Below are 13,545 nucleotides of genomic sequence, written 5' to 3'. Positions count from 1 at the left end.
TTAATTGTGTTCATTCATAAATGGCTGCTATGTGGCTTTCTTTTTGTTAGCGTTTTATTGCCAAGTACCTCCTACGCCTCTGAAAAAGTACGTTATCGGGGGGTGCAACAGATGTTTATAAAAGATAAATTCGGTGAAATAGATAATGATTGGTGTATCCCATGCGCTTGTCAGTTTGATAAGAATAGAAATAGAGAGGCAAAATATCTGCCCTACAATGGTTACTTGTGGGAATGTACGAAGTTTGACAACAACGGTTTTTGTTTATCCACAGAACGAAACAGTGTGATTGGTAGTGACGGTTTTATTGATGAAGAGTGCGCATTGTATGCTCCTACTAAAGAGCAAATCGCGAACGAAATGGAGCGAGAACGTTTAGTTGCATTGGACGCAGATTCAGCCTTTGCGGAATTGAGTGTTAAAGAACTTAAAGAACAGCTAGAGTACTTGAACAAATCGAAGGAAGAATATAAAGGAAAAGGCGATACGTCTCAGGTACTGCTAAGTGAATATTTGATTAATGTTTATGAGAATAGATTAGGTGAATTAAAAAGGTTAGAACTACAACCATAAATTTTCGTTTTTCGTATCGGTAAAGAATAGCTCGGGCAGGAATACAAGCTTTGATATGGGGAAGCTTTCAGCCAATTCCCCTAGTTTGCAGTCCATCATTGATGGTTTGACTAAACCATGGTCAGATACACTGACATTCAACACATATTTCAGGACAAACCTTCCATGCTACTAGGTATCACTCTTGGTTCCAACGACCTTACTAAAGCGGGTATTTTTTATGACCGACTTTTAGCGACTCTTAATATGGTACGTACCATGGAAGAAGATGATGAAATTGGTTACGGGCCAGAAGGCGGACCAAGCTGCTTTTGGATATTGATACCGTTTAATAAACATACCGCAACGAGCGGGAATGGTACACAAGTTACCTTTAAAGCGGCCACTAATGAAATGGTAGAAGAGTTCCATCGTGTCGCGTTAGCTTTCGGCGGCACAGATGAAGGGGCTCCGGGGTATCGCTACCGACCAGATTATTTTGGAGCGTATTGTCGTGATTTAGATGGCAATAAGTTGCACGTGATGCATGAACCAAATCTCGTAGGGCAATAGAATAGTAAACAGGCTCATTGACTTTTAAGTGAGCCTGTTTTGTGTTGGATCGACCGCTTAATAGTTAAGCTCAACCAATCCTAGTTGTTGAGATTGTTCATAAGAGATATTTTTCGAGATTAGGTTACTTAGTGCATACTCAGAAATCACCAAGACGTGCTTATTGTCTTGCGGAGCTAATGCATGTACTTCTACCTTGCCCATTTTGGTGAACTTGCTCCATAAATGGCTATCCGCTAAATAGATATACCCTTCTTCAGGTAGTACTTCCTGATTATTTTTAACAAACAGCTTTAGCCACCAAACTGCGCGTTGTAGACCCTGTGCGCCTTCGACATTTTTTGGTTTAACTATTTGATTATTTGCTAACGCTTTTTGTGTCGCAATAACCACATCTAGAGAGCCAGGATAGCTCTCAGTAAATGGATTAATAAACTGACCATCGTAAGAGCAAGCCCAACTAGGGCTTGCTCCTAGAACAGAAAGTATCAATAATATTTGCGTTAATACTTTCATATCTGAGGCCTTACGGTGTGACAATATTGAACCAGAACTTGAATTGGTCCAGCATACCAATAAAGTCTTTAAACTTGCTTGCGTCACCATCGATGACAAGATCACCGTCGGCAATTGCTTTCTCAAGCGTAATACTACCTATTTGCACATCATCTAGAACGGCCTTTGAGATTTTCAAGCTGACACTAGGATCGTCAATGAGTATCTTAGAGTAGTTCAACACGGAGTTCTCGATGGTTAGTGTGTATTGCTCATCTAAATCAGTGAAATCGATGTTCATTGAGAAGTTCATACCTTCGGCTTTTTCTGGAAGGATTCGAACGGATAGATAGTCGAATAGCATCTCTGGAGGCATGTTTCGGATGATATCCGGCGACGCTGTTGTTAACCCGCCGGTTTCTGGCGTGCCGTTACGCAGTTCGTAGGCACCTTGTAGGTACACAGAACGCCATGGCCCAGATTCTGATTGGTAACCTAGCTGCTCGTAAGTATCAGCCAATAGCTCTTTTCCTTTGGTGTTTGGGTTAGCAAATACCACATGTTTAAGAACCTCCGCAACCCAACGGTAATTACCTTTGGCAAAATCCTCTCTAGCTTTGTCTAGTATGGCTTTCTCTCCGCCCATATATTCAACGTATTTAATAGCAGCATTGGTTGGCGGTAGGTTGTTCAAGTCGGAAGGATTACCCGTATACCAACCCATATAGCGTTGATAGACTGCGCGGCTGTTATGACGCAATGTGCCGTAATAACCACGTGTGGCCCAGTTGTCTTCTAGTGACTTAGGTAGTTGGATGATTTCTGAAATCTCTTCACCCGTGTAGCCTTGGTTCATCAATCGAACAGACTGGTCATGGGTGTACTTGTAGATATCACGTTGTTTCTTAAAATAACTATTGATGTCTTTCTGGCCCCAAAGTGGCCAGTGGTGGCTTTGAAACTTAACCTCTACTTCGTTACCCCATAACTCAATGGTTTCATTTAAGTAACTAGACCATTTTAGTGCATCTCTCACTTGAGCACCGCGAAGTGTTAAGATGTTATGCATTGTATTGGTGGTGTTTTCTGCCATCCAAAGGGCTTTTTTCTCTGGAAACCAAGTGTTCATCTCTGTTGGGGCTTCGGTTCCTGGTGTATATTGGAATACCATTTTAACGCCGTCTACCGTGCGCTCGTCACCTGTTTTGTCAATAAAGTCGGTTGGTCCAATTAACGTAGCGACACCGGTGGACGTTGTTTGTCCAAGCCCACCATTAACGCCACCAAATTCATTACGTGGTAGTAATGCACCGTACATATAAATGGCACGACGCCCCATGGCGTTACCTGCGATAACATTTTCTGATACGGCGTGTTCTGTAAATCCTTGCGAAGCAATAATTTCGACCTTACCCGAAATAACATCTTTTTCATCAACTAAGCCACGAACACCACCAAAATGATCAAGATGACTATGGCTGTAGATAACGGCCTTAACTGGGCGTTCACCCAATTCTTGATTGACGAAATCCAATGCAGCTTTTGCTACTTCTTGAGATATAAGCGGATCAAAAACGATCCAACCCGTTTTACCTTCGATAAAGGTAACGTTAGACAAGTCGTAACCACGTACTTGATAAATGCCGTCGGTAACCTTAAACAGTCCATTGATCATATTTAATTGCGCGTTGCGCCAAAGGCTAGGATTGACGCTGGCAGGGGATTCCTTATCTAATGAAATATACTTTTTATAAGATTCTAAATCCCATACAACGTCGCCCTTTTCATTTTTAACGGTGACAACGTCTTGTGTTGTAATCAAACCGCGTTGAGCGTCGTCAAAGTCCTTTTTGTCGCCAAAGGGGAGAGCATTGAGAACGTTGTTATTCGCCTCTATCGTCGATTGAGTCGCTGGCTTTGAATCAATCGCCATTGCATTAGCAGAAACCGCTATTGCAATGAGTGTAACGACATTTTTTATCATACCTAGGTCCTTCTTTCTTGTTGCTAGTAAATGTGACATTTAAGAGTTTCGTCTTGGTCGAAAGTGAAAGATCCAACTATCCAATTATTTATTTTTTATATGTAAGAATAGAAAGTTAGACGTTATTGTCAACTAATTAACACATTAGCAACATCATGGGTGATTGATATGCATATTCCGCAAGATGTCTTGCATTCGCAATTACGGGACAATTTAGCAGGGATCTAAATCTGTTTTCGAAGGGTTTCTGATGGTAGTTCGTTAAAGAAGGTTTGATACTCGCCAGCAAAGCGGCCTAATTCTAAGAACCCCCATTTTAGTGCAAAATCAACAACTTTACTTTTAGTCGCGCTAGCAGCAATAAGATCGCTATGGACCTTGTTGAGACGGACTATTCGTAAGTAGCGGTTTGGCGTCATGCCTAAATATTCCTTGAAACCGTATTGTAGGCTACGCTCACTCAACTGTGCCACAACACACAGTTCAGATAATGTGGGCATTTGATGGGCATGGTAGTTCAGGTACTCAATAACCTTATGTACTCCCTTAATTCGTTGGGGTTGCGGTCTGAGTGTTTCTTCAATTTGGTTGGTTGGAGCTAAAACATCCAGTGTAAGCTGCAATATCGCTTCATTGAGTACGCGACTAACAGACGGATAGTTAAGTAAGCGGGGATTGTGTCGGACCATCTGCATGACTTTTTTTGAACCCAATGTGTATCGCTTGAGTGCCAACGGGTCTGAAACGGCCGCTTTGCTTGATAACCAGTTTTTAGGGATATCCTTTTCGGTTAATTGACGGATATTTTTAATTAAGCTTTCACGATTGAACGCGGTGCAAATGTAATCGATATGGTTAGAAAAATTGATATCCCATACACCACCTGTCGCCTGTATAAATGAATTTTTCGGTCGGGTTTTTCCACAATAGGTTCCGTCTGTGTCATGGGAGTTGATAACAGCAAAAGGAAGAAAACGACTTGCAGGAGCGGCCTGAATCCTAGACCCAACATTGAGTTGTTCCCTAAATATCTGAACATCACCAAAATTGAACTCAACATACTGAGCATTCAACTCTCCAGCATGAAGCTGGATGTAGGATCGATTTTTATTTGCTTGAAAGTTCGCTAACTGGTCAATGTCTGCGGTTTCTAATAATCGAACGTCTTGGCGAGTGTGTTGGTTATCATTCATAATCATAATGGAAGCATTCAGAATTAATACGTCAATAAACGGAAGTATTGAAAAACTATATGCAACACAATGTAGCATATAAATATGATCAATTCATTTACATTTGAAGCTTCAATTTTGTATGGTTCTTTGACGATCCTTTCTTGTCAGCTCATGCGCCGATAAGAAAGGACTCTGCGAAAGTTCAGTGGAGTGATTGATATTTTGATGTGACTAAGACCAATTAACGGCTTCTATTTTCGCAATATTTGAATGGGATACTTTGATTCTATACCGTTCTATCTTGTCGTCATTGAGGCGAAATACAAGGTTAATATCGTGCAGCATAGAAAATTTATTTCGAATCAATTTCCCATTTTCATAGGAGGTATGCCTTAATGTGGTATCGGGTAATAACACCAATAAGGTATGTAGATTTATATCCATTGTGTCTCTAAGTTGGGTGAAGCCATTCATGAAACTGTCATTAATCTCGTACTTTTTTTTGTAGTAAATTACGACTTCGTCGGCGTCTTTTTTTGTGTATTTCCCTTTTCCTCGCACAGATATTATCTCATCATCAGGTATGACAAATTCGGCTAACTCGTAACATTGACCCACAATTTTATTGTAACTATCGTATAACACGGTTCTACCACTAAATTTTCCTTTGCTTAGTTTTTTTGCAATATAAATCCGGAATAGCTCTTTAAACCGATCTTTAAATATATAACTAAAACAGAGTGCCATCAGTAGAGCAAACGAAACCGTGCCATATCCCAATTGAACATAAAAGACGACTAATGTCGTCAATAGCATAGACAAAAATGCACTGAGACTAAATGCGGCCTGTTCTCGTAATACACCTAGCGTACTATTTTGTTGGGTAATATTGATTGATTTGCAGAAATAATCTTCTTTTCTGCGTATATACTGAGCCTCTTTTGATTTTAAACCATAGTTGTCTCTTCGGTATTCTCGTTCAGAGCAAGCGAACTTAATCAGTTCATCGTAAATAGCCGTGTTTTCGTTATTTCCTTTACCAGCATGGCAAAAGGCGAGCGTTATTTGTTCTGCGTAATAAGAACAGAGCTCATCTGCACTTCGAAAATCTTTAATATTATCATCGGTTGTGGGTGTATTTCGTAGATCATTGAGTAGTGTTCGCGATACGTCTAGAAACTCACTCAAATTATTTTTGGTTTTGTCCGTTTTTTGGGTAAGCCTAGACAGTTTCAACTTAAATGTTTTCAGAAAAATTGGAAAATCGATCGTACTGTCGGAGTTTGCTCTCTTTTGTTTAAGGAGTGGAAATTTGGCTTTTGAAATTGAATAGTGATAACGAGATGCCTTAAGATCGAGCAAGACGTTAGCACCGATGTCTCGCTCTCTTATTCCCATATCATCAGGTAAAAACATGAACATTTCGAGTGAGGAGATTTTATTTTTATTGACGGTTGCTCTTATTTCCATCGAGGTATCGAGTATCTCAAGATCTAGTTTCACGCGATAGATACCTCCGTATGAGTTGTGTTTGTCGGTTGGAATATTGAATATTGGTGGTTCTAGATAAATCCTTTTAACTGCAAAAGTTGTTGTGCAAATTCGGCGAAACCATAGCCTCCTGGTTTTGTCATCATGACAGGAGGAGGCGATATCAATCTGTCCCAGTAATGGGAAAGATTAGCAACCCCGACACTGTTGGGTAGGGTTGCAAACATATGTTGGTCATTGAGTGAATCGCCAACATAGCAGCAGCGAGAGAGGATATCTGCGTCGGTTAATCCCTTCTCGTGGAGGAATCGCAACGAGGTTAATTTTTTGGAGTGCTCGCCATACCACGCGTTAATGTGGATAGAACTGGCGGTTGCATGAGCACCCAATGCCGTTATTTTGGAGACGACCTCCTCGATAATGACGTCGCTTACTTTAGGACAGTTTTGTCCTATATCGATGGATACTTCGCATAGACGGTAAGATTGATCAAGCGTCAAATTGAGAGCTGGATAATCCTTTAGAATTTCTAACACCTGATGTTTCAATTTATCCTGCAGGTGTTTTAACTCATCTAACTTCACATCGGCTTTGATAGTAAGATAATTGTCTTTTTTCTCTAATATAAATGCCCCGTTTTCACCCAGAACTGCGTCTACAGGCCAAAGTTGAGCAATGTGATCACACCATCCAGCACAAGCGCCTGTTACGGCAACAACTTTTATACCTGCTTGCTGTAAGTTGTCGAGTGCTATTAAGGTCTCTGGGGGAAGCTTGCCTTGCCAAGTCAACGTATCATCGACGTCTGTTAGGACCCAGCTTACCGTTTTCCATTCTTTGGTTAGCTGATTCGTTACCGATTTCATATTCTATTCCTTAATGAATTATAGCAAATTCGGTAAAAACATGACCAAACCTTCTGAGTAGGTCAGAATCATGAGCACGGTAATAAGTGCGAGCAGCAGTGGCGCAACTTCACGAACAAAATCGGCCACCCGTACTTTAAGAATTGAGCATACTGTAAACATCATGGAACCGAATGGCGGTGTGACACCGCCAATCATGATATTTACAATAACAATGACACCAAAATGAACCGGATTAACACCAAGATTAAGCACCGCAGGTAGAAGCAACGGCGTCAATATAATCATGGCTGCGCCACCTTCTATAAACATACCTACAACCAGGAGTAGCACATTAATTAATAGCAACAGTATTAGCTTGTTATCCGTTAGTTGAATCAATGCGGACGCCACGTTTTGTGGTATCTGCTCTAGGGTCATATAATAACCAAATACCATCGCGCCAATAATGATGAACATGACACTACTTGTGCCCTGAATTGTCTCTTTCAGAATCATAGGAATATGACGGAATTTTAATTCTCGGTAGATTAATGCGCCTATTATAGTGCATAACAAAACAGCGATAGCACCCGCTTCCGTTGGTGTAAATAAACCAAAACGCATGCCGAGAATGATGCCAAAGGGGATAAATAGAGCAGGGATGGCCTTGGCAAAAAAGTGAAAGCGCTCTTTTGCAGGTGCGGGTACTGAACGAGAGGGTTTATAGCCTCGTTTTTTTGAAATAATGGCGATGGTAAAGATCAATGACCCGGCCATTAATACCGCGGGCACATAGCCGGCGATGAACATGGAATGGACAGACACGTTTGCCAGCAATGCAAAGATAATCAGGTTTATACCCGGTGGAATAACAGGCGCAATGCTCGAAGATGCCGCCGTTACGGCTGCGGTGAATGGGAGATCATAACCACGTTTGGTCATTTCTGGTGCCAATATCTTTGACTGCATCGCCGCATCGGCATTTGCAGAGCCTGATATTCCGCCCATCAACGTACTAAGTAATACATTCACATGTGCTAACCCACCCACTTTATGTCCTATAAGTGAATCTGCAAAGGATAGTAAACTTCGGCTGATCCCAGCGTAGTTCATGATTGAGCCAACCATGATAAAAAAGGGTATCGCCAATAAAGGAAAAGAAGAGGCAGAGGATATAAATCGCTGCATCACTAAGCTAACTGGAATGGACGTATTAAGAAAAAGAAAGTAGACCAATGATGATGCGATTAATGAAAACGCGATGGGTACATTCAATAAAAATAATACAAACAAGAGGATAATCGGTAAATAAATGTCCACTTCAACCACCTAGTGCGTATGTGTCGACGAATTTTCATCTGAACTTTTCAAATCATCTTTGATAAATTTCAGGGTATGAAATGCCATTAGAGAAAAGCAGACAATCAGTACACCATTAATGGTGAAATAAGACATTCCCATCACAGGTGTAACTTTGGTCGACAGCATGGTGTAATCAAAACTTAAATAAGCCAAAATTACATTCAGTATTAATAAGAAACAGGCTATTACTAGGCGGAACGGTCGTTTCGCGCTGTCGGGCAACAAGGTCATTATGACATCGACACCCATGTGTAATTTGTGTTTGTAACAAGAACTGATGCCAAAATAGACGGCCCAGATAAAACAGATGACAGATAGCTCTTCGCTCCAGGGCACAACAAAACCGAAGCCGTAACGTAAGAACACGTTAATGATGACCATTAAAACCGTAATAGAAATGGCAACTGAAGCTAAGATTTCTTCAATGTTAGTTATAAAACGCATTTGTACTCCAAGAATCTATCTAAACGAACTAATTACAACGCCTTGTTGGGCTTTATTAGTAACAAGGCGTTGTAAGTCGTTTATTGAACTATTTGTTAGCGCGGATTTTCTCCAGTTCGCCATTAATCGTTGCGTGAATACCTTTGCTCCATGATGGGAACTGGTTATACACGTCAGCGGTTAGCTTACCGAATTCAGCCGTATCAACTTCGTTGAATGTCACGCCTAAGTCTTGAAGTTTGTTCATGTACTCTTCATCAAGTTTCACTAATTCGCTGGTATTCGAAATCGCGCCAGCTTCTAGCTCTTCCATCACAATTTTCTGTTGTTCAGCCGTTAACTTGTCCCAAACTTTTGGCGAAATGTATAGGCCAACAGTACCTAAGAAGTGTTTAGTAAATGACATGTTTTTTGCCACTTCATACATCTTAGTTGAGTACATAGTTAAGATTGAACCTTCTAGACCATCGACAACACCTTGCTGAACGCCAGCATAGGTTTCTGGGAATGGTAATGAAGCAGGAGAAGCGCCCATAGAGGCGAGTGTACTGATGAACAGCTGACTTCCTGGTACACGGATACGCATGCCTTTCATATCTGCAGAAGATTTGATCTCTTTATTAGTGATCATATGACGGAAGCCGAACATGTAGTCTGCGGTTAGAATTTTTATGCCTTTTTTCTCAACTTGAGCTGATAGATCAGCAACAAAGTCGGTTTTCATCATGGCAAGATATTCATCATATGAGTTGTAAAGCATTGGGCCGGCAAGCGCTGCAAAGTCAGGTACAAAATCGCCAAGGTAGCTTAGATCTTCAACCGCAATCCAATCGGCACCATTCACCACCTGCTCTAGGTTATCTTTGTATACCGGTAATTGACCACCTGGGAATACTTTAATATTAACGCCACCATCCGTACGTGTACGGATTTTATCCGTCACTTTGATCAGCTCTTTTGTTAGCAGTTCGTTTTGGGTAAACACCAAGCTCATATTGATATTCACTGGCTTTTCTGACGCCGCCATTGCGGTTTCACTTCCAATGACGCCATATCCAAACAGCGTTGCTGCTGTTAATACAGTACCCAGTAGTAGCTTTTTCATTATCTTAACCCTCTAGTAGTTAGGTAAAGTGTTCCTGTTTTTACCGCGCTCGTATGTGAGCTTTTGTTCACGTTTGTTATTTTCTAATTGTTAGATTACTTACTTTATAGTATTCATTATTACATTCATATGAACATTAAAACATTCATATGAATGTTGTGATCATGTTATCAAATTGAGGTCTAATATGATTTTTTCACATCTTAAGCTTGAATTTAAACAGTGTATTTGTAAAATTGCTGCTTAAGATTGTGTGGTTATAAAATGAAAGTATAGAAGGTAATTATGATTGTAGGTCATCGTGGCGCAGCGGGTCTGGCTCCGGAAAATACACTCGCTGGAATTAAAAAGGCGGCTGAAGTTGGTATTCGTTGGATAGAAATAGATACTCAGCTAACTGCCGACTGCATCCCAGTGATATTTCATGATGAAATTTTGGAACGTTGCACTAACGGAACGGGCAAACTAGCCTCGTTGACACTCCGTGAATTAAAGCAACTTGACGCCGGTAGTTGGTTTGGCGATTCATTTAACAATGAGACCGTTCCGACGTTGGAAGAAGCGTTACAAACCTGTTTAGATAACGACCTAAATATGAATCTAGAGTTGAAGATTCACCATAGCGAACAGGTGGTACCTTTGGCTAAAAAAGTGGCTGAGATAATTAAGTCTTTCGGTTTCCCATATGACCGATTATTACTTTCTAGTTTTTCCCTGCATGCTTTGGAAATGTGCCAGTCATTATTGCCTGAAATATCTCGAGGCTATATCACCAAAGAAGAATCGACTGACTATCTGGACAACGTGAAACATCTAGGTTTATATAGCGTTCATGTTAAGCAAGATCTTCTCACGAGTGATATGGCGAAATCGATCACAGACGAAGGGTATGTTCTCAATATATGGACACTCAATGATCCGGAAAAAATGACCACGTTTGCACAAATGAAGGTAAAGAATATTATCACGGATAACCCGGAACTTTTTTAACAGGATTGAACCACTATGGAACTGACCTTTCGACAGCAGGAAATACTTGGTTATCTCAAACAACACAGTGATGTTCAGATCGATGAACTATCAACTATGTTTGCGGTTACCACACAAACAATACGTCGAGATGTCAATTCATTGTGCGAGCAGGGTTTAGCTCGGCGAGTGCATGGTGGACTGAGCCTGCCTGCAAATTTGACGAACACGACCTACCAGTTTCGCAGGGAAGTGGAATCTGATATCAAAATAGCGATTGGTCAAGAGGTAGCGAAACAGATCCCTGAAGGTTCAACGGTAATAATGGGTATTGGTACGTCGGTAACCTACGTGGCTGAGTTTTTGACTGGCTTGAAGGCGCTTAGAGTGATTACTAATAACTTGCAAGTAGCTAGAATATTTGAAAATAATCCGAACGTTGAAGTGTATCTATGTGGAGGATTGGTGCGTTGTGATCATCAAGATGTGGTTGGTCATAGTGTTTTAAAGTTCTTTGGTGATTTTGAAGCTGACATAGGTATTATTGGTTGTGGCTCAATAACGCCAAACCTGTCTGCTATGGAGCATGAACCCCAAGAAGCAGAGATTTCAAAAGCGATTCTTGCCAATTCTCGACAAAGCTGGTTGCTAGCTGATGCAAGTAAATGGGGTCGTTTTGCTTCGGTAAAAGTGGCAAACCTTACTTCTTTTTCTCGTATTTATACCAACAAAACTGGCTTACCTTCTGATTTGCCGATTTATTCATCGAATGCCGCTATTGGCGTTTAGTCGTTTTTGACAACTTCGTCACTATTCTTGTCAGACTAAATTAACAAAAGGGCACGATGAGTGCCCTTTTAAAATTCAGGCTAACTTACGCGGTTGCTTTGGTGCTGGCACGGCTTTTTGCTTTGTTTCTCTGAGCTAAAATTAATGTTAAGCCAAAAGAAATAACGAAAGCTATGATCATACCAATAATGTAATAACTAAGATCTCCGGGACGAATAGAGATGATGCCTGGTAGACCGGCCGCTCCTAGCGCGGCAGCTTTAACATTAAATAGAGTAATGAAGGCACTTGATATTGCCGCACCAGTTATTGCTGCAATAAATGGATAGCGAAGTTTTAAATTAACACCAAACATAGCCGGTTCTGTAATGCCTAGTAGAGCCGTAATGCCAGATGGTATTGCAATCCCTTTTGTTTTGATATCTTTTGTTGAGAAACCAACAGCTAAAGCGGCAGCACCTTGAGAAATATTAGACATTGCTGCGATTGGGAAAATAAACGTTCCCCCTGTAATGGCAATATCCGCTAATAGTTGGGTTTCTATAGCAATGAAACTGTGGTGCATACCAGTGATAACAAATGGAGCATAGATTAGGCCCATTACTGCACCACCAACAAAGCCCGCTGAATCGTAAAGCCAATTTAAGCCATCACCCAACAAGAAACCAATATCGCGAGTGAATGGTCCAACGATAGTAAAGGTTAAGAATCCAGTAATAAATATCGCTAACATTGGTGTTAACAAATTATCCAATACAGACGGAATAATCTTGCGTAGACCCATTTCAACCTTAGCCAGAATAAAAGCTGACACAAGTACTGGTAGAACAGAACCTTGATAACCGACTTTTTGAATTTCGAAGCCAAGAATATTCCATACTGGAATGGTTCCGGATACGCTTGCTCCGCCGAATCCCCAGCCGTTTAATAGGTCTGGATGAACCATTAACATGCCAAGTGCTGCGCCCAAAAATGGGTTTCCGCCAAATTTGCTACTTGCAGAGAATGCTAACAATACTGGAAGGTATACAAAAGGCGCGTTAGCAAAGGTGTTTATCATATTGGCCAAATCAGCTAACCCAGGATAGACATCAATTATCGATTGTCCTTCAATAAACAAGCCTGTTGCAGTCAGTAGGTTAAATATTCCCATTAATAAGCCGCCAGCAACGATCGCTGGAATAATAGGAACAAAAATATCGGATAGTCCCTTAATTGCCTGTTGAAGAATGTTCTGTTTTTGAGCGCCTGCTGAAGCGACTTCACGAGTGGACATCTCTGACATACCCGTAAGTTTTGCCAGTTCAGCATGAACTTGGTTCACGACTCCAGAACCGAAAATGATCTGGTACTGACCCGCAATTTTAAACTGCCCCTTAACGCCATCAAGTGAATCAATGGTGTCTTCATCTATAATGGACTCGTCTTTCAACGCTAGACGAAGTCGAGTAGCACAGTGTGCTAAAGCTTCGATGTTTTCTTTGCCGCCAAGCAAGGTTAGTAGTTCTTTTGCAATTTTAGGATAGTTCATTATGTACTCCAACCAGTTATTGGTCTTTCAAATTGTTTTTTAAAAGTCGGGAACGTTTGCAGAAATGATATTTAAAGATTTATAGCGTTTCGTCAAAAGAAATGCTCTTTAAATGTGATTAAGATCTATTATTTTGGTCACAAAATCATCAAGTAGACAATTTGCACACTATCTATTCCCGAATTTTGTTGAGAAAATTGGTAACAATTGCAATTCTGATAGGTATT

General features: G+C 40.8%; 13 protein-coding genes. 4 read left to right on the top strand and 9 right to left on the bottom strand.

Annotation, left to right across the window (positions count from 1 at the left end; translation table 11 throughout):
- Positions 1-111 precede the first annotated feature (111 nt).
- Together L3V77_RS20335 and L3V77_RS20330 are read left to right on the top strand one after the other, a co-directional pair.
- The gene (locus tag L3V77_RS20335; protein ID WP_275138061.1) at positions 112-573 is read left to right on the top strand and encodes a hypothetical protein; all 462 of its coding nucleotides are present in this window, start codon (positions 112-114) and stop codon (positions 571-573) included.
- Positions 574-690: 117 nt separating this feature from the next.
- Entirely contained in the window at positions 691-1,125 is a 435-nt protein-coding gene (locus tag L3V77_RS20330; RefSeq protein ID WP_275138060.1) for a VOC family protein, read from the top strand.
- Positions 1,126-1,182: 57 nt separating this feature from the next.
- Here L3V77_RS20330 and L3V77_RS20325 read toward each other — a convergent pair whose 3' ends face one another.
- From L3V77_RS20325 to L3V77_RS20290, 8 genes are all read right to left on the bottom strand, one after another.
- Positions 1,183-1,641 (bottom strand): hypothetical protein, encoded by a 459-nt coding sequence (locus L3V77_RS20325; RefSeq protein WP_275138059.1) that lies wholly within the window; start codon positions 1,639-1,641, stop codon positions 1,183-1,185.
- 10 nt (positions 1,642-1,651) lie between these two features.
- A complete protein-coding gene (locus L3V77_RS20320) occupies positions 1,652-3,604 on the bottom strand; it encodes an alkyl sulfatase dimerization domain-containing protein (RefSeq protein ID WP_275138058.1) in 1,953 nt (650 codons plus the stop codon).
- Between the two features lie 224 nt (positions 3,605-3,828).
- Positions 3,829-4,803 carry a helix-turn-helix domain-containing protein gene (locus L3V77_RS20315; protein WP_275138057.1) on the bottom strand — a complete coding sequence of 325 codons (975 nt, stop codon included), beginning with the start codon at positions 4,801-4,803 and terminating at the stop codon, positions 3,829-3,831.
- 207 nt (positions 4,804-5,010) lie between these two features.
- Entirely contained in the window at positions 5,011-6,282 is a 1,272-nt protein-coding gene (locus tag L3V77_RS20310; protein ID WP_275138056.1) for a hypothetical protein, read from the bottom strand.
- A 59-nt stretch (positions 6,283-6,341) separates the two neighbouring features.
- Positions 6,342-7,136: an HAD-IIB family hydrolase gene (locus L3V77_RS20305; RefSeq protein ID WP_275138055.1), complete on the bottom strand. Its 795-nt coding sequence runs from the start codon at positions 7,134-7,136 to the stop codon at positions 6,342-6,344.
- Positions 7,137-7,154: 18 nt separating this feature from the next.
- Positions 7,155-8,438, bottom strand: a complete 1,284-nt coding sequence (locus L3V77_RS20300; protein ID WP_195705895.1) for a TRAP transporter large permease — start codon at positions 8,436-8,438, stop codon at positions 7,155-7,157.
- A gap of 9 nt (positions 8,439-8,447) precedes the next feature.
- Complete coding sequence (locus tag L3V77_RS20295; RefSeq protein ID WP_275138054.1) at positions 8,448-8,924, bottom strand: TRAP transporter small permease; 477 nt, start codon at positions 8,922-8,924, stop codon at positions 8,448-8,450.
- A gap of 88 nt (positions 8,925-9,012) precedes the next feature.
- On the bottom strand, positions 9,013-10,029 hold the full coding sequence (locus tag L3V77_RS20290) for a C4-dicarboxylate TRAP transporter substrate-binding protein (protein WP_275138053.1): 1,017 nt from the start codon (positions 10,027-10,029) through the stop codon (positions 9,013-9,015).
- Positions 10,030-10,314: 285 nt separating this feature from the next.
- Here L3V77_RS20290 and L3V77_RS20285 point away from each other — a divergent pair, with 285 nt between their 5' ends.
- Together L3V77_RS20285 and L3V77_RS20280 are read left to right on the top strand one after the other, a co-directional pair.
- Positions 10,315-11,019, top strand: coding sequence for a glycerophosphodiester phosphodiesterase family protein (locus L3V77_RS20285; protein WP_275138052.1), 705 nt, complete (start codon positions 10,315-10,317; stop codon positions 11,017-11,019).
- A gap of 15 nt (positions 11,020-11,034) precedes the next feature.
- Complete coding sequence (locus tag L3V77_RS20280) at positions 11,035-11,787, top strand: DeoR/GlpR family DNA-binding transcription regulator (RefSeq protein WP_275138051.1); 753 nt, start codon at positions 11,035-11,037, stop codon at positions 11,785-11,787.
- Between the two features lie 85 nt (positions 11,788-11,872).
- Here the strand turns inward: L3V77_RS20280 and L3V77_RS20275 are convergent, their stop codons facing one another.
- The gene (locus L3V77_RS20275) at positions 11,873-13,318 is read right to left on the bottom strand and encodes a sucrose-specific PTS transporter subunit IIBC (RefSeq protein ID WP_275138050.1); all 1,446 of its coding nucleotides are present in this window, start codon (positions 13,316-13,318) and stop codon (positions 11,873-11,875) included.
- Positions 13,319-13,545 lie beyond the last annotated feature (227 nt).

The organism is Vibrio sp. DW001 (assembly GCF_029016285.1).
In the GTDB taxonomy this organism is placed as follows: Bacteria; Pseudomonadota; Gammaproteobacteria; order Enterobacterales; family Vibrionaceae; genus Vibrio.
Note: the sequence above shows the minus strand (reverse complement) of the source record. Positions and strands in the feature narration are given on the sequence as shown.